Consider the following 15,517-nt stretch of genomic DNA (forward strand, 5'->3'; position numbering starts at 1 on the left):
GACTTTCCTTTCTAAAAAGGCTAAGAAGCAATCACTTCCTAGCCCTTATCTAATTACATACCTAAAATTGAGCGAGCCGTACGTTGAGAACCAACGAGGGCAATAATCAGTAAGATAGCTTGTATCAAACTACCAAACATAATCGCAAGAGATTGCAGGACTCCTGCACCATTTGAAACAGCTATTTTCCCAGCAGATTCAAATAAAGGAACAAGAGAAACAATCAGAAAAATAAGAACCCCTTGTACCGCATAAACCATAATATTTTTTAAATAGCCAATACCAATAGACTTCCATTCATCGCTTAAAAATGTTGGAATCGTAAGAGGGGCAAATGGAATCATAAGGTAGAGTTGAATAAATCGAATGGATACCAAAAGATTGACCATGGCTGCACTTACTATCCGAACAAGCCAGATAAGGAGGGCGAAAAATCCCACAATCATACGGCCAATAAATCCTGACCCTTTTAATTCAGAGATGGTATCATACTTTGCCCCACCGTGAGCCACAATCGAAGCCACTTGTTCAATGGCGTGACTCGCAATCCCGATGATAGCTTCTACAATAACGGTAGTATTGGTAATTACAACTGCGACCATAATATAACTAATCAACATCGGCGCTAATGCTTCAAAGGTCATCGCTCCACCAGAGTTAGCAATTTTCTTTGCCATCTTCGAAAATTCTAAGATGAGGACAACTGATAAAATCGCAACTCCAAGGGGCTGCATGACACTTTTGGTGATACTAGACATATAAGTCCAAACTGTTGGATTGTAGCTAGATAGAGATTTAATCAGATCTACCGTAGATTGTAAATCTACATTAAATCCTTCAAATAAATTTTCAGCTGATATTTTTTCAGATGCAAGATAAACAAAGGGTGAGACTAAACTAAGATTCATGTCATTGTTTATCCTCCTAAATTGAAATCTGGGTTACAAAGGCTCCAGCAGCCCCGACCATAACACCACCGACAATTTCAAGAATGGCATTTCGAACACCTGGTCCACCATCTTTAATGTTGGTTGCAAGGTTGACAATCCCCACAACAACGAGAAAGGCACCAACTGCAATCAATCCCTTCTGTAACAAAGACATAGCTTGTGCAAACATAGCACTTGCGTCTACTCCATAAACAAAACCTTTAAAATGCGTAATCATCTATTTCCTCTTTTCTATTTTTATTTTAAACTAGATTCAAAAGTTAAATCACGAATTCTAAGGCCGTCAAGATAGTTTTCTTGTCTTTGATTCAAAGGATTGATTTGATAGTTCCACCACCGTTCATCGGTTTCTTGATTAGCTAGGTACTTCCAGTTTGGATGCTTCGTGGAATTGTATTTTTTGCTTTTAAAGACAGGCATATTGGCAATTCGAACCAGGCATTCATGCCTTTTCATATTTCCGACCTCATCGGGTGTCATTAAATCACGAGCAATCTTTTGATGAGAAAGGGATCCTGAACCTGTCTGGCCAAAGGAACGACTAGTATTTCGAACATCAATGGTTTGTTTACCGAGTAAGCCACTCATAAATTTAAAGGTATCTTCATCATTCCCACCTAAGTAGACTAAGCTATCACAGTTCCCCAAAATGGTTTTCCAAGCTTCTTTTTCTTTATAGAGCCCTTGAAGTTGGGCAATATTTTGTAGAATAGGAACGAGACTCATATTCCGAGAACGGACTGTTGAGGTTTGTTCAGCAAAATCTGGGATTTCTCCGATATTTGCGAACTCATCTAAGTAAACTCTCACATGAAGAGGTAATTGACCCTTAAAATCAATATCTGCTTGTCTTGTTAAGGTTTGAAATACGGTTGAAAAAAAGAGGGCTGAAAGAAAGCGAAAGGTACTATCGTTATCTGGGATAACTAAGTAAACCATTGATTTTTCCTTGCCCCATGTCTTCATATCAAGGGTATCTCTTTTGGTCAAATCCATGACACTTTGAATATTGAAGAGGGCAAATTTAGCAGTGGTTACAGCTATAACAGAATCCAGAGTCTTATCCTTATAATTTTGGAAATCTGCCCAATTTCGCATGGTAAAATTTTCAGTCCCATACTTTTTAGCATAATTTTCAAATAGAATTTCTAAGACACTTTTTTCTTGATTTTCACCCTTGGATAAGTGTTTAATGAGTTTTGAGATTTCAGCAAAACTTGGATAACGCCCTCTTTTTTTTCGCTCTTCCACTTCTTTTTTTTGACGTTTCAACAAGTTTTGGTATTCCTTTTGACTTAAACGACTTTCTTCTATGAGCTGTTCTCTTGTTTTAGGTGGATTATAGAAATCGACCAAGTAGGAGGCTAAAGCTCGTACCAAAGTCATAGAAGCTTCATCCCAAAATGGATCACTACGGGATCCAGAGCCTTTGGTGTTATTGAAATAAACCGTCAGCATGCGATTCAAATCATTTTCTGTCTCTATATAGCGAAAAGGATTGAAGCCATCTGAGTTCTTCATATTGACTAAATCTAACACCTTTACTTGGTAGCCATGTTCTAAAAAGAGTTTGCCTGTTTTCTCGGCCAAGTGATCTTTAGGATCCACTACAATATTAGAACTATTCATCTGAATCAGATTGGGTTTCACAAAGCGAAATGTCTTCCCACTTCCTGAACCTCCGATTACCGCAATATTCTTATTTCTATCATATTGGGGTGGTTTTTTATCTAATAATGTCAAACGAACATCTTGTGCTAAGATTGTATCATGAGAAAATTCCTTACCGTAAAAGAGCTTCTTTTCTTTTAGAGTTCCAAAACGAGCGCTCCCGTATTCTACCCCTTCTCGGTATTGTTTTTTACCAGTCTCTAAATAGAGATAAACCAGCAACATCATCACAAAGCCTAGTAGAAAAAAAGCACTTGATTTTCCAGTAAAGGGAACATTCCATGGCGACTGAAGAACTTCATCTTGACCTTCCATTAGAAGATGAGTCCATTTATCTAAGGTATTTCCAGTATAGGAATCATACAAAAGCGTCAAACGATGAAAGACATAGCCTAGTAAGATACCTAACAGTGAGAATAGTAGGAATTTCTTTCCACTGTACATCATCTCACCATCTCTTTCTGTTTGACGGCCCCTTCTTGTCTAAAGGTAATTTGGGATTTAGCCTCATCAATTGCATCGTCTAATGACTTATCCATGGTAAAATCAGCTAATTTCTCCGGATCATTAACCATTTTTTCTAACAGATGGTCTAAATGATTGTCTAGAATCGAACGGTCTTTCGTGTAGAAATGTAGAGAATCCCCTTGCCAAGCGATGGCTAAAGGAATCTCTTCTTTTTCTAAAAAAGACTTAAATTTCTCTATATCAATTGGTTTGTCTAAGAAATCTTTCTTCAGATTAATCGTATCAATCGCATAGGGAGATTGTAGCAATTCTTCTAATTTCTGCACCCCTATCTTATAGGCGGAATCCTGTGCTAAAGCCTGACGTCTAGACCATTCTAGAATCTTTAAGAGACTTCTTACAGTAAATAAAAGACTACGCTCTGCATATTGAACTGCCATTCGTTCCTGTTGTTCAGAGGACATCTGAGGCCTCCTTCTTCACAAATAGCAGTTTTCCTTCTTTATAGCGATAAGCTATCAATTTCTGATGTTGCTTAATCGACTTGACAACCTGCAGTAAATCTCTCGAATAAGGTTCTCGAAGAGTGACTTCTACTGCCTTCCCATCAAAGATACCAACACGTTTAAATTCAATGTAGTCTTTTTTGAGATGTCCTAAGCCCATACCAAAAGGAAAGTGATGAATCAATTGGATGGTACAACTACCTTTATTTCCCATTTGTTTCAAATCATACAAGTTTACTACCTTCATGATTAACTCCTTTATCTAGTTTGTCGCATCGTTTGAGTCTGGAAACGATAAACTCCGTGTCTGTTAGAAAATTCTCACACACGTCTTGTGCCAGTTGCCCTTCACAGGGAAATACTCTCAGTCCCTACTTACACAGGCACGCTAATCAAGACGGAGTGGATTCAATTTTCAAAGAACAGGTAGCTTTATTATAGATAAGAGTAGTTGAAATTTTTATCACATTTCTTGTTTTTCTGTCGAGCTAAATTCATATTAATCAAAGAGTTTGAAATAAAAGACTAACATTGTTACATAACGCTAGCATTTCATTTCCCTAAAACAAGCTAATTTGGTCTAAAAAAGCAGCAAACTATAAACTAGTAGGTTCCACACCAAATGTAGACCCATACTTCCCCATAAGTCAGATTTATAGCGCACCATCCCTAAAAAGATCCCAAGTGAAACATATAAACACCAAGCTAGAATGGTTCCTGGATGATGTACTAAGGCAAATAAAACACTTGTCAAAGCAACTCGAATATCTAATTTTCTGACCAGGTTCCATAAAATTTCTCGATACAGAAATTCTTCAACCATACTCGCATTGATTAAGAACAATAAAAATGAAAACCAAGGAACCTGATGTTGAAGGCCAATTAAGTTTGCTTGATTCGTGGTTCCTTGAGCATGAATCAGACTAAAACATAGGCTTATAATCAGTAGGCTAACGAATCCAATACCAAGCCATTTCATCCTAGTTTTCATATTGACCTTGACCACTTGTTTTCGTTGACCATACATCCATAAAAAAGAAAAGAGCGACGCACAATAGAGAATCTGTAGTATGGTTAACTCACCAATACAAAGCAATTTCAGTAAGTATAGGGATACCAATAAGACATTTACTTGTTGGAATATATAAACTGGAATTATTCTTTTCATAGTTACCTCCGAAATAAATCTTCATAATCTAAATCTAATACCTGCACAATCCTTTCTACCCATGGACTTTGAGGCATTCGTTGTTCCATCTTGTAGTGGCGTATTTTTTGATACAAACGATTCAATTCACTTGGATAGTGAAACTCTCCTGCAAACATTTTTCTGGTTAACTCAATCCAGCTAATATTTCTTTCAGCCAAAATAATGGACAAGTTCTCCCAAAATCGTTCAGCCATATTGCTTCTCCTTTAACTAGATAAATAATGTGTTTGTGCCATGTAAATCAATTGTTTCGTATCTCTTGGCAATAGAGCTCTAGCCTCTTCCAAATTCAGATTTGGATAAACTCTCTTATTTGAAACCGCAAGAGGAAGCCTGATGCATAGTTCAGGATTTTTTAATATCATTTCAATGAAATCCGTTAATCTTAGATTGTCACGGTTCTTAAATCGTAATAAATTGGGTGATAGAAACTCAAAACAATCTGAAGAATAGCTCATCATCTCAATTAATTTATCCTTTGTCATTTCAGAAATCGAATGACAAGACACCTCGATGCCATACTTTTGAAAGAAATCCAAAAGAAGTTGATTTCTTTGGCTATTTTTACTTAGATAGAGATCAATCATGGGAGACCTCCCAAAGATTCGGTTCCATTTGATATTCTGAGACGATTAAGGAATCTAATGAATTTGAGAAGTTAATCGATTTCTTGTCTTCATCATAAGCTTTTACAGTTACTTGGGTTGTAAGTATTCCCTCTTCTCCCTCGGCTCGATAGCCTTGTCCATATAAAACAAAAACAAGATTTTGATGATCATCTACAAAGGCATCAACCCCATTCTTTATGTCTTGACTTTCAAGGAATTCCATAACGTTTTGAAGATAGGACTCGTAAAATAGTGGGTAGTTGTGTTTTTTATGGTAATCATCTAAAAATGTTACTTCAAACTCACATGGATAATTGGGCATCAAAAATAATTGTTCATCCAGCTGTTTGATTTCTGCATCATGTAATTCTGTTTCTAATTCATCACAATCTAGTATTGATTCTTTATTTAATGCTTTCATCTTTTTCCTCTATTTCTTTTAATTTCTTTGCGATCGCGGCAATCACAGGAACGGTTACACTATTACCAGCTTGTTTATAGAGCTGACTATTACTAGAGACTTTTCTCGCAGCTTCAAAAGCCCAATCAGGAAAGCCCTGCAAGCGAAAACACTCTTTAGGAGTGATTCGTCGTATCCTCAGACGGTAAAATTGTCCATCTATCAAGACACCAGCTACATGATAAACTTGTTTATCTTCTCCTTCATAGCTACCCACTACTACTCCCATTTGACCACTAGTTGTTAACGTATTCGCTATACCTTTTCCAACTCTACCACGCCGATACTGAGAACTTGGTCTTTCCAAATTGATTGAATCTCCAATCTCTGCTTGAGCGTATCCTTTTTTAGTTGCTTCCCTGACTTTTAAAAATTGGATTGTTTCTGGAATCAGTATTTTGGGAATTTTATCTCCTCCTTGCATCGTAGTCAGTGTTGGAGATAAGCCCTCACTTCCATAGACGCGACCGGTCTCCTTAAAGCTAGTGGGTAAATCTCCAACAACGACAATGCCATGACGATCCTGAGTATTTAAAGTAAACATCGGCTCTTGATTTTCCTTAAAGCGTCTACCATTTTGTCTCTTGTCTAATCTGTCTGGTGTCATACAAGGAATCGCAATCTTAAATCCTTCTCCTTTCCCACGAACTAAGGTTGGCGCAAGACCTTCTGAATAATAAACTTTACCGCTCATTCCACTTTTTGATGGATTCAAATTTCCTAATGTTTTTAAAATCTCAGAGTTAGTTGCTTGACCTTCTCGTCTGAAAGGAAATAAGAGTCTGATACCTTTCTTTCTAGAATGTCCGATAATAAACACCCTCTCTCTGTTTTGGGGAACGCCAAAATCCTTACTGTTAAGCACCTGCCACTCAACATCAAACCCCAACTCATCAAGTGTGGTAAGGATTGTGGTGAACGTCCGTCCCTTATCGTGATTGAGTAGGCCTTTAACATTTTCAAGAAAAAGAAAACGTGGTTGGATTTGTTTGGCCGCCCGAGCAATTTCAAAGAACAAAGTTCCTCTAGTATCTTCAAATCCCAATCGTCTTCCTGCGATTGAAAATGCTTGACAAGGGAATCCCCCACAGATGATATCGACTTTCCCTCTAAGTTTTTTAAATTCATCATCTGAAACATTTCGTATGTCATGAAATTCTATTTCTCCTTCCGTTTGAAAAATGGATTTATAAGATTCTCTAGCAAATTTATCAATCTCACAAAATCCAATACATTCGTGTCCGACACTTTCCATTCCTAGTCGAAAACCACCGATACCTGAAAATAAATCAATAAATTTCATTTCTTGATTACCCCTTTCTGATCGACTATTAATGTCCAAAGAGTCAAACCACTTGAAATGAAAATGAGCATAACTAATATCCACTCGATTGGCGACATTTAACCACCTCCTTTTCTAACACGGTTATTCCAAACAGAATACAAGCCGTTAAACACAAATTCAGCAAGCACTTCCGCACGTCTAACAAAGCGGACATTATCTAGAGCATACTGATAGATTCTCTCAAAATCAGTCATAGCAATTTCACTGGCTGTTTCAGAAAAACCCTCTCGTCTAAATTGATCTTGTACCAATCCCCAAATATAATCTCGATCATATTTTGTGACCTTTTCTACTTTTCTTTTCAATATAGGTTGAGTATTCCTATCCTCCTCATCCTCAATAAATAAAGAATCAGTCTCACTATATTTAGTCTCACTAACTTCAGTCTCACTAGGGGCTGAATGTGAGACGGGGGCCGTTTCATTTTCAACCTGCCCTAGTCTTTTTTTAACACTAGGCCTGTTTGAATTACCTACTGGGGTAGAAGATAATTCCCCTAAATAAATCTTATTAGCTAGTCTTCCTTTCTCACTTGAAGACTGTTGAACTTCATCAATTAAGTCATATTCTTTAAGATTTTTTTTGATGGACAGTAATTTTGACTTCGAACAACCTAACAGCCTCATCAGTTTAGAATTAGAAAATACTAAATAGACCGCGCCTTCTTCATCTATCCAACCATGACTGAGAGATAATTCTAAACGATCTTTTAAAATAGAATAAGCCACCTTTACTTCTAGTTTCATATCCATATATTTCTCATCCTCAAAAAGAATTTTAGGTAATTTATAATACCGTTCTGAAGTTTGGTATTGATTTGCGGTAATTCGTTTCATAGCTCTCCTCCAAGTTCTTTGAGTATTAAATCGCCATTTGATTCCAAGCGAACCAAGCCACTTTTTTCTAATTCAGCCATAAGAGAGATGGCTTCAACAATGTCAATTCCCATTTCACGTACTAAAAATGAAATGACGATATAGCGTGATGATTGTAATTCTTTTGTCATTTTCCCTCCAGAAAATAAAAAAAGGAGAACAATATTCAACTGTTCTCCAAAATATTTTTATTAAAAAGAAAAACCCTGCCAAATTAATTTTTGGTAGGGTTTTTGGCAGGAAACTAAATTAATTTATCAGTTTCTAAAATGTGTTCACGATTCTAAAAGGCTGATACTATAGTATTCCGAATTCTAATTGGTATATGCCTCTTATTTAAGAGTAACTGAAGCTCCAGCTTCTTCCAATTTAGCTTTGATTTCTTCAGCTTCTGCAGTTGGAACGCCTTCTTTGATGACACCTGGTGCACCATCAACAAGTTCTTTAGCTTCTTTAAGTCCAAGACCAGTGATTTCACGTACAACTTTGATAACGCCAACTTTTTTGTCACCAGCAGCTGTCAACTCAACGTCAAATGAGTCTTTAGCAGCACCAGCGTCAGCAGCACCAGCTGCAGCAACAGCTACAGGAGCAGCTGCAGTTACACCAAATTCTTCTTCGATAGCTTTTACAAGGTCGTTCAATTCAAGGATTGAAGCTTCTTTAATTTCAGCAATAATGTTTTCAATGTTCAATGCCATTGTTATTTCCTCCAAATAAGTTTTTAATTTTATAATCGTTTTTCCGTAGCTAGGCTACGCTGCGTAGCTTAAGATTAAGCTGCGTCTTCTTTGTTGTCTGCAACCGCTTTGACTGCAAGAGCAACGTTGCGCACTGGCGCTTGAAGTACAGAAAGGAGCATAGAAAGAAGTCCTTCGCGGTTTGGAAGAGTTGCAAGAGCAACGATTTCTTCTTTAGATGCGACAGCGCCTTCGATTGCACCACCTTTGATTTCAAGTGCTTCAGCGTTTTTAGCAAAATCGTTCAAGATTTTCGCTGGTGCGATAACATCTTCGTTAGAAAATGCTACTGCAGATGGTCCAACAAAAACAGATGCAAGATCTTCAAGACCAGCTTTTTCAGCTGCACGACGTAAGATTGAGTTTTTAATTACTTTATACTCAACTTCGCTTCCACGAAGCTCACGACGAAGAACTGTATCTTGTTCAACTGTCAAACCACGAGCGTCTACAACGACGATTGATGCAGCAGCTTTCATTTTCTCAGCTACTACGTCAACTAGTTCCGCTTTCTTAGCAATAATTGCTTCACTCATTAGTGTGTTCACCTCCGTAATTATTTTGCTTGGGGAATTTTTCCAAAAGAAAAACGCGCCCAAACCTAGACACGAAAGTACAATACGCTTCTTTTTACATGATACGTTTTGTCCTCGGTAGGATCTTTATGAGTCGAGCTCCCCTACTGTCTTAGGCAGTTTTTTCAAACCGTATATAAGTATAGCATAGACAAAAAAAGAATGCAAGATTTTTGCAAACTTTTTTTAAATTTTTTTAAATCTCTACTGTCAAAACTTTGCCTTGCTTAACCACCTGTTCTCCAGCGATATAAACATCATCGACATCACTGGATTTGACAGCATAAACCAGGTGAGAGAGTATATTTTCCTGAGGTTGAAGATGGATTTTTCCTTGTGGTTGAATGACCAGAAAATCTGCCTGTTTGCCGACTTCTAGGCTTCCTATCTGCTTTTCCATTCCTAGAACCTTAGCTCCTTCGATCGTCAGTGCCTTAAGGGCTGCCTCGATAGGGAATTGGCTGGCATCTCCACTCTTCATTTTCTGAAGAAGGGCTGCGGTCCGTCCTTCCTCAAACATATCAAGATTGTTATTGGAAGCAACCGAGTCTGTCGCAATTCCGACTGCTACTCCTGCTTTTTGCAGTTGGATGATTGGAGCTATCCCTGAGGCCAGTTTGAGGTTACTAATAGGATTATGGGCGATAGCCACATGAGAAGTTGCCAAGCGTTCAATTTCTCTCTCGTTTAATTCGACCCCATGAGCAAAGACAGACGGATGATCTAAGTAACCCAGTTCTTCTAGAAAGGCGAGGGGGCGTTTGCCGTATCGTTTGAGGATAATTCCTGATTCCTCCTTAGTCTCCGCCACATGGATATGGATAGGAATGTCCAGCTCTTTTGCCATATCTAAGCTCGCTTCCAGCAAGTCTCTACTACAGCTATATGGAGAATGAGGAGCTACCATAACCTTGAAATTTGGGTTTTCATATTCTAAGATTTCCTCTATGATGGCACGTGTTCTGCTTATGGTCTCAGCAGTTGTTTCTGCCTCTGAAGAAAAGAGGGTCGGTGAGAAATAACAACGCATCTTAGATGCCTTGACTGCCTGATAAATTTGCTCAATATCCACACCATTGGGATTATACATATCGTTGAAGGTTGTTGTCCCTGACTGGAGCATCTCTGTCAGAGCTTCTTTGACTGCCTTGGTAGTCATGTCGGGAGTAAATCCTGCTTCTGCCGGCCAGATATAGTCATTGAGCCATTCATGGAGGTTGCTGTCATCCCGAATCCCTCGCAAACCTGTCATAGCAGAATGGGTATGGCAATTAACCAAACCAGGCATGATCCAGGCTCCCTGATAGTATATAATCTGCTCAGCTTGCTCTAAAATCTCTGGTTTCTCTTGACCGACATAGATGATTTGAGAGTCCTTAACGGCTAAGATACCATCCAAATAAACATGGAAATCTTGGTCACAAGTCACGATATTTACATGCTGATATACTTTCATTATAGGCTCCTTTTCTATAAGACAATATACAGTGAATAATTTTTCTAGCTATTGTAACAAAAAAGTCACCCGAAGGCAACTTTTTTTGTCCATAAGATTTCAAAATAGAAAGGATTATTCAGAGCTAAAAGCCGCAGCTTTTTGCATTTGGTAATACTTGCCCTTTCTAGCCATGAGGTCATGATGGTTACCATGCTCCACAATGTCACCATCTACCAAGACAAGAATCAAATCCGCATCCTGAATGGTTGACAAACGGTGAGCAATAATAAAGCTTGTGCGCCCCTTCATGAGTTTGGCAAAGGCATCCTGTACTAGCACCTCTGTCCGTGTATCGATGGAGGAAGTCGCTTCGTCTAAGATAAGAATCTTTGGAATAGCTAGAAAGACTCGGGCGATGGTCAAGAGCTGGGCTTGCCCAACAGAGAGAGATTCTCCTGCATTTTCCAGTTTGGTATCATAGCCTTGGGGTAACTGTTGGATGAAAAAGTCTGCATTGGCTGCCTTTGCAGCAGCAATCACTTGCTCCCGACTGGCATCAGGATTTCCAAAGGCAATATTGTCATGAATGGTCCCTTGCTTGAGCCAGGTTTCTTGGAGTACCATCCCAAACTGCTGTCTCAATGACGCTCGGGTATAATCATAAATGGACTGCCCATCTAACAAGATATCTCCCGAGTTAATAGGATAAAAACGCATGAGGAGATTGATAAGAGTTGACTTACCAGCACCTGTAGGACCAACGATGGCTACCTTGCTACCAGCTGGGATATTGATAGACAAATCCTTAATCAAGATCCTTTCAGGATGGTATCCAAAAGAAACATGCTTAAAGGAAATGGCTCCCTTAACTTGGTCACTGGTCAAGACTTCCTTACCTGTTTCAGCCACCTCTGGACTTTCTAAGACAGCATAGACGCGCTCTGCGCAAGCGAGAGCACTTTGCAACTCAGCTAGCACTGAAGAAATATCGTTAAAGGGCTTGGTATACTGCTGAACATAGTTCAAAAAAGTTACTAAACGCCCAATGGTCAAGGTTGAACCCATCATGATACGATAAGCTCCTACTCCAGCTAGAAGAGCATAAATGAGCGCATTGACAAAGCGAGTCGAAGGATTAACCGTTGAGGAATAAAAGATAGCTGACTGAGAATAGCTTGCGTAGTTGGCATTCGCCTCGTGCAGTCTTTGGATAAACTCTGTCTGAGCATTGAAGGACTGGATAATGGTCTGCTGGCTAAGCGACTCTTCAATCAACTGAGTCTGAATTCCCCTCGTCTCTGTTTGCTTCTGGAAGAGATGATAGGAGCGTTTGGCAATAAAGCGTGAAATCACCATGGACAGCGGCGTCAACAGCAAGACCAAGAGGGTCATGAGGAGGTGAATTTGGAGCATGGCTAGAATACTAACCAAAATCATCAAAACACCAATGAAAAATTGATTGAAAATCATGGTCAAACCAGCTGCCAACTGTTCTATGTCTGTGGTCACACGACTAACCATCTCTCCACTGCCCTGCCGGTTCACAAAAGCAATCGGTAAACGATGGAGCTTATGGATAATTCGCTCTCGCAAGTCTCTGGTATAAGAGAAGATTAGACGATTATAAAGAAGAGGATTGGCCCATTGTACCAGAGTATTTCCTATGACTACCAATATCATCTGAATGAAAATCTGCCAAAAAACTGGTGATGAACCAGCCACTAGAACTTGGTCAATGACCTGTCCAATCAGAATAGGTAGGTAAATTGATAAGCCAACTTGGGCAATAGTTCCTAGAAAGGCAAGGAAAAGGAGGAAAGGATGGTTTGCTAAATCTATGGCCAAACGTTTGAGCGTCTGGTTTGCAGTTTGTCGTTTCATGCTAGTCCTCCTTTCCATGTTGGGATGCATTGATTTCGCGATAGACTTGGCTAGTCTTCATCAAGTCATCGTGCTTGCCAACAGCTAGTAACTCACCTTTTTCCAAGAGGAGAATCTGGTCAGCCATACGAAGTGTCGAAGTCCGTTGAGAAATCAAGATTAAACTCGTGTTTGGCAAATTCTCTCGGATAGCTTTCAAGAGATTGGACTCGGTAATGGTGTCGAGGGCCGAGGTCGCATCATCTAAGATGAGAAATGGAGCTTGGCGCAAGACTGCACGTGCGATAGACAGCCTTTGTTTTTGTCCACCTGAGAAATTTCGACCTCCAGCCTCAACCAGGGCATCCAAGAGTCCTTCCTTTTCACTGACAAAATCCTTAGCTTGCGCAATCTCCAAGGCCTGCCAGAGTTCTTGGTCAGATACTTCTTGATTGAAACCCAGAGTCAAGTTGGAACGAATAGTTCCCTTAAAAAGTTCGACTTTTTGAGGCACATAGGCAATCCAAGACCGCCATTGCTCAAGATTACGAGGACTACGTCCATTTCGATAAAGGTCAATACTTCCCTTGTCTGCCGGATAAAGACCAAGTAAGACTTGCACCAAGCTTGATTTACCTGAACCAGTTCCCCCGATTATACCAAGGATCTGCCCTTGATTCATATCAAAGGAAATGTTTCTCAGAGAAGGCTGGGCCGCATCAGGATAGGTAAAGGTTAATTCTTTGACTTGCAAAATCCGATCACCGGTAGCTTGCTTTTGTTCTAACTCTGAATGGATATCCTCTGGAGCTTCGGTAAAAACTTCCTCAATTCGCTTGGCTGAGATATAGGACTGATTGAGAGAATTGATCAGCATAGCTAGCTTAACCAATTCCACCAAAATTTGCAAGAGGTAGTTGATAAGGGCAATAAGAGCACCTTGACTGAGTAAACCTCCTTGAATTGAAATATAGCCCTGCCCGATGATGACGAGAAGGGTTCCATTGACAATCAGATAAGTCAGAGGTGTTAACAAACTAGACCAGAAACCCGTCTTTTCTTGCAATCTAGCATAAACTTGGTTAAGGGTTTGAAAAATCTGTAATTCTCGTTTTTCTTGCCCAAAGGCACGAATAACTCGCATGCCTTGTAATTGCTGACGCGTTTCCTGAACCAGTTGGTCCGTTTTCTTTCTGAGACTACTGTAGAGAGGATTGACCAGTCGAGAGAGACCGACAATGACGATTGTCAAAAAACCAACCATGACCAAAAACCAAAAAGTCAGCTCAGCTGAGATGCGATAGGCCATAAAGATAGCCCCAAAAACAATAATAGGCGCTCGCAAAAAGAGGCGCAGGAATTGATTGATCCCAGTCTGTATCTGGTAGGTATCAGAAGTCAAGCGGGTCACCAAGCTAGAAGTTGTCAAACGGTCTCTGCTGTCCTTAGGCAAAGAAAGAATATGACGATAGAGGTCGTTTGTCAATTCCTTGGCAAAACCTACCGCTGCCTTTGCTGAATAAAATTGAGCAATCAAGGCTACTAAAACGCCAATCACTGCAAAGATAAGGAGCAGGCCAATCTGCATCCATAGATGCCCTTGATCTCTCTGAGGCAAGGATTGGTCAACAATCCCAGCAATCACCATGGGAACCAAGAGCTCAAAAACAGCTTCTAGCAGCTTGAACAGTGGAGCCAAAATTGATTCTTTGATATAGGATTTGAAGTAAGATAGTAAGTGTTTCATAAATCCCTTCTATTCTTATTCTGTAAATGAAGAAAGTGGGAAGCCCCACCCTCTCTGTTTTATTTGTTTAAGTAAGGCAATAGATAGCCATATCCTGCCTCTTCCATCTCATCCTTGGCTACAAAACGCAAGGAAGCCGAATTGATACAGTAACGGAGCCCACCTAACTCACGAGGTCCATCTGTGAAAACATGCCCCAAGTGAGCATTGCCTGAACGAGAACGAACTTCGATTCGCTCCATCCCATGGCTCAAATCCTTGTAGTAGTGAATCAATTCCTTAGAAATCGGACGACTAAAGCTCGGCCAACCACATCCTGAGGCAAACTTATCCTTGGCGAAAAAGAGTGGCTCACCAGTCGTGATATCTACATAAATCCCTTCTTCAAAGGTTTGGTCATAGGCATTGGTAAATGGAGCCTCTGTAGCAGCTTCTTGGGTAACACGATAAGACTCTTCGGTTAAGCTTTCCTTTAACACCTCTTGACTAGGCTTTTCATAGTTAGAGGCATCAATCAATGGCTTCTCAGCATCAGTCACATCGATATGACAGTAACCAGAAGGATTCTTCTTGAGATAGTCTTGGTGGTAATCTTCAGCTAAAATGTAGTGGCGAAGTTTCTCCACTTCTACTGCAATCTTTCGACCCAACATACGCTCCTGCTCCTGCACCACTGTGTAGATAGCTGGCAAGTCTGTTTCATCTTGGTAATAGATCCCAGTTCGATATTGGCGGCCACGGTCATTCCCTTGCTGGTTGATAGACAAGGGATCGATGACTCGGAAATAATAAAGCAAAATCTCTCTGAGTGACACTGCCTTCTCATCGTAAATCACTTGAACCGTTTCTGCATGGTCTGTTTCCTTGAGTAGCTGGTAATTGGTCGTTTCGACTTGCCCATTAGCGTAGCCAACACTGGTCGCCAGCACTCCCGAAATGCGTGAAAAATACTCCTCTAAGCCCCAAAAACAACCACCTGCTAGATAAATTTCTGCCATCTTTATTTCTCCTTTATCAAGTTTTTATACTCAATGAAAATCAAAGAGCAAACTAGGAAGCTAGCC

The 15,517-nt window shown here is 39.8% G+C and carries 18 protein-coding genes and 1 other annotated feature; all 18 genes read right to left on the reverse strand.

Annotation, left to right across the window (positions count from 1 at the left end; translation table 11 throughout):
- Window positions 1-53: 53 nt before the first annotated feature.
- Window positions 54-908 carry a VirB6/TrbL-like conjugal transfer protein, CD1112 family gene (locus DB729_RS07605; RefSeq protein WP_109289487.1) on the reverse strand — a complete coding sequence of 285 codons (855 nt, stop codon included), beginning with the start codon at window positions 906-908 and terminating at the stop codon, window positions 54-56.
- 16 nt (window positions 909-924) lie between these two features.
- Window positions 925-1,167, reverse strand: coding sequence for a hypothetical protein (locus DB729_RS07610; RefSeq protein WP_000627865.1), 243 nt, complete (start codon window positions 1,165-1,167; stop codon window positions 925-927).
- A 20-nt stretch (window positions 1,168-1,187) separates the two neighbouring features.
- Window positions 1,188-3,065 carry a VirD4-like conjugal transfer protein, CD1115 family gene (locus DB729_RS07615; protein WP_109289523.1) on the reverse strand — a complete coding sequence of 626 codons (1,878 nt, stop codon included), beginning with the start codon at window positions 3,063-3,065 and terminating at the stop codon, window positions 1,188-1,190.
- Window positions 3,065-3,553, reverse strand: coding sequence for a hypothetical protein (locus DB729_RS07620; RefSeq protein ID WP_096406703.1), 489 nt, complete (start codon window positions 3,551-3,553; stop codon window positions 3,065-3,067). The genes DB729_RS07615 and DB729_RS07620 overlap by 1 nt, the downstream gene beginning before the upstream one ends.
- On the reverse strand, window positions 3,543-3,842 hold the full coding sequence (locus DB729_RS07625) for a hypothetical protein (protein WP_109289486.1): 300 nt from the start codon (window positions 3,840-3,842) through the stop codon (window positions 3,543-3,545). Before DB729_RS07625 ends, DB729_RS07620 begins: the two co-directional genes overlap by 11 nt.
- A gap of 333 nt (window positions 3,843-4,175) precedes the next feature.
- Window positions 4,176-4,763, reverse strand: coding sequence for a CPBP family intramembrane glutamic endopeptidase (locus tag DB729_RS07630; protein ID WP_109289485.1), 588 nt, complete (start codon window positions 4,761-4,763; stop codon window positions 4,176-4,178).
- A 2-nt stretch (window positions 4,764-4,765) separates the two neighbouring features.
- A complete protein-coding gene (locus tag DB729_RS07635) occupies window positions 4,766-4,999 on the reverse strand; it encodes a hypothetical protein (RefSeq protein WP_000840776.1) in 234 nt (77 codons plus the stop codon).
- A gap of 12 nt (window positions 5,000-5,011) precedes the next feature.
- On the reverse strand, window positions 5,012-5,392 hold the full coding sequence (locus DB729_RS07640; RefSeq protein ID WP_000566534.1) for a thioredoxin domain-containing protein: 381 nt from the start codon (window positions 5,390-5,392) through the stop codon (window positions 5,012-5,014).
- Entirely contained in the window at window positions 5,385-5,834 is a 450-nt protein-coding gene (locus DB729_RS07645; RefSeq protein WP_003042047.1) for a hypothetical protein, read from the reverse strand. Before DB729_RS07645 ends, DB729_RS07640 begins: the two co-directional genes overlap by 8 nt.
- A complete protein-coding gene (gene dcm / locus DB729_RS07650; RefSeq protein ID WP_109289484.1) occupies window positions 5,818-7,176 on the reverse strand; it encodes a DNA (cytosine-5-)-methyltransferase in 1,359 nt (452 codons plus the stop codon). Before dcm ends, DB729_RS07645 begins: the two co-directional genes overlap by 17 nt.
- 98 nt (window positions 7,177-7,274) lie before the next feature.
- Entirely contained in the window at window positions 7,275-8,054 is a 780-nt protein-coding gene (locus DB729_RS07655; RefSeq protein ID WP_109289483.1) for a replication initiator protein A, read from the reverse strand.
- Window positions 8,051-8,224: a hypothetical protein gene (locus DB729_RS07660; protein ID WP_000159606.1), complete on the reverse strand. Its 174-nt coding sequence runs from the start codon at window positions 8,222-8,224 to the stop codon at window positions 8,051-8,053. The genes DB729_RS07655 and DB729_RS07660 overlap by 4 nt, the downstream gene beginning before the upstream one ends.
- 201 nt (window positions 8,225-8,425) lie before the next feature.
- Window positions 8,426-8,794, reverse strand: a complete 369-nt coding sequence (rplL, locus tag DB729_RS07665; protein WP_001196964.1) for a 50S ribosomal protein L7/L12 — start codon at window positions 8,792-8,794, stop codon at window positions 8,426-8,428.
- 74 nt (window positions 8,795-8,868) lie between these two features.
- Window positions 8,869-9,369: a 50S ribosomal protein L10 gene (gene rplJ, locus DB729_RS07670; RefSeq protein ID WP_001287274.1), complete on the reverse strand. Its 501-nt coding sequence runs from the start codon at window positions 9,367-9,369 to the stop codon at window positions 8,869-8,871.
- 38 nt (window positions 9,370-9,407) lie between these two features.
- Window positions 9,408-9,543: a sequence feature (ribosomal protein L10 leader region), on the reverse strand.
- A gap of 61 nt (window positions 9,544-9,604) precedes the next feature.
- Window positions 9,605-10,864, reverse strand: a complete 1,260-nt coding sequence (locus tag DB729_RS07680; protein ID WP_109289482.1) for a TRZ/ATZ family protein — start codon at window positions 10,862-10,864, stop codon at window positions 9,605-9,607.
- A 114-nt stretch (window positions 10,865-10,978) separates the two neighbouring features.
- Window positions 10,979-12,727, reverse strand: a complete 1,749-nt coding sequence (locus tag DB729_RS07685; protein WP_000828809.1) for an ABC transporter ATP-binding protein — start codon at window positions 12,725-12,727, stop codon at window positions 10,979-10,981.
- 1 nt (window position 12,728) lies between these two features.
- The gene (locus DB729_RS07690; RefSeq protein ID WP_000681737.1) at window positions 12,729-14,453 is read right to left on the reverse strand and encodes an ABC transporter ATP-binding protein; all 1,725 of its coding nucleotides are present in this window, start codon (window positions 14,451-14,453) and stop codon (window positions 12,729-12,731) included.
- Between the two features lie 59 nt (window positions 14,454-14,512).
- Window positions 14,513-15,451 carry a peptide-methionine (R)-S-oxide reductase MsrB gene (gene msrB, locus DB729_RS07695; RefSeq protein WP_109289481.1) on the reverse strand — a complete coding sequence of 313 codons (939 nt, stop codon included), beginning with the start codon at window positions 15,449-15,451 and terminating at the stop codon, window positions 14,513-14,515.
- Window positions 15,452-15,517: the final 66 nt, after the last annotated feature.

This window comes from Streptococcus halitosis, assembly GCF_003143695.2.
GTDB classification, from domain to species: domain Bacteria; phylum Bacillota; class Bacilli; order Lactobacillales; family Streptococcaceae; genus Streptococcus; species Streptococcus halitosis.

What these genes read in the sequence shown, in the direction of transcription:
- DB729_RS07605 (WP_109289487.1), bottom strand. Translation starts at nt 908, where the DNA reads ATGAATCTTAGTTTAGTCTCACCCTTTGTTTATCTTGCATCTGAAAAA.
- DB729_RS07610 (WP_000627865.1), bottom strand. Translation starts at nt 1,167, where the DNA reads ATGATTACGCATTTTAAAGGTTTTGTTTATGGAGTAGACGCAAGTGCT.
- DB729_RS07615 (WP_109289523.1), bottom strand. Translation starts at nt 3,065, where the DNA reads ATGTACAGTGGAAAGAAATTCCTACTATTCTCACTGTTAGGTATCTTA.
- DB729_RS07620 (WP_096406703.1), bottom strand. Translation starts at nt 3,553, where the DNA reads ATGTCCTCTGAACAACAGGAACGAATGGCAGTTCAATATGCAGAGCGT.
- DB729_RS07625 (WP_109289486.1), bottom strand. Translation starts at nt 3,842, where the DNA reads ATGAAGGTAGTAAACTTGTATGATTTGAAACAAATGGGAAATAAAGGT.
- DB729_RS07630 (WP_109289485.1), bottom strand. Translation starts at nt 4,763, where the DNA reads ATGAAAAGAATAATTCCAGTTTATATATTCCAACAAGTAAATGTCTTA.
- DB729_RS07635 (WP_000840776.1), bottom strand. Translation starts at nt 4,999, where the DNA reads ATGGCTGAACGATTTTGGGAGAACTTGTCCATTATTTTGGCTGAAAGA.
- DB729_RS07640 (WP_000566534.1), bottom strand. Translation starts at nt 5,392, where the DNA reads ATGATTGATCTCTATCTAAGTAAAAATAGCCAAAGAAATCAACTTCTT.
- DB729_RS07645 (WP_003042047.1), bottom strand. Translation starts at nt 5,834, where the DNA reads ATGAAAGCATTAAATAAAGAATCAATACTAGATTGTGATGAATTAGAA.
- dcm (WP_109289484.1), bottom strand. Translation starts at nt 7,176, where the DNA reads ATGAAATTTATTGATTTATTTTCAGGTATCGGTGGTTTTCGACTAGGA.
- DB729_RS07655 (WP_109289483.1), bottom strand. Translation starts at nt 8,054, where the DNA reads ATGAAACGAATTACCGCAAATCAATACCAAACTTCAGAACGGTATTAT.
- DB729_RS07660 (WP_000159606.1), bottom strand. Translation starts at nt 8,224, where the DNA reads ATGACAAAAGAATTACAATCATCACGCTATATCGTCATTTCATTTTTA.
- rplL (WP_001196964.1), bottom strand. Translation starts at nt 8,794, where the DNA reads ATGGCATTGAACATTGAAAACATTATTGCTGAAATTAAAGAAGCTTCA.
- rplJ (WP_001287274.1), bottom strand. Translation starts at nt 9,369, where the DNA reads ATGAGTGAAGCAATTATTGCTAAGAAAGCGGAACTAGTTGACGTAGTA.
- DB729_RS07680 (WP_109289482.1), bottom strand. Translation starts at nt 10,864, where the DNA reads ATGAAAGTATATCAGCATGTAAATATCGTGACTTGTGACCAAGATTTC.
- DB729_RS07685 (WP_000828809.1), bottom strand. Translation starts at nt 12,727, where the DNA reads ATGAAACGACAAACTGCAAACCAGACGCTCAAACGTTTGGCCATAGAT.
- DB729_RS07690 (WP_000681737.1), bottom strand. Translation starts at nt 14,453, where the DNA reads ATGAAACACTTACTATCTTACTTCAAATCCTATATCAAAGAATCAATT.
- msrB (WP_109289481.1), bottom strand. Translation starts at nt 15,451, where the DNA reads ATGGCAGAAATTTATCTAGCAGGTGGTTGTTTTTGGGGCTTAGAGGAG.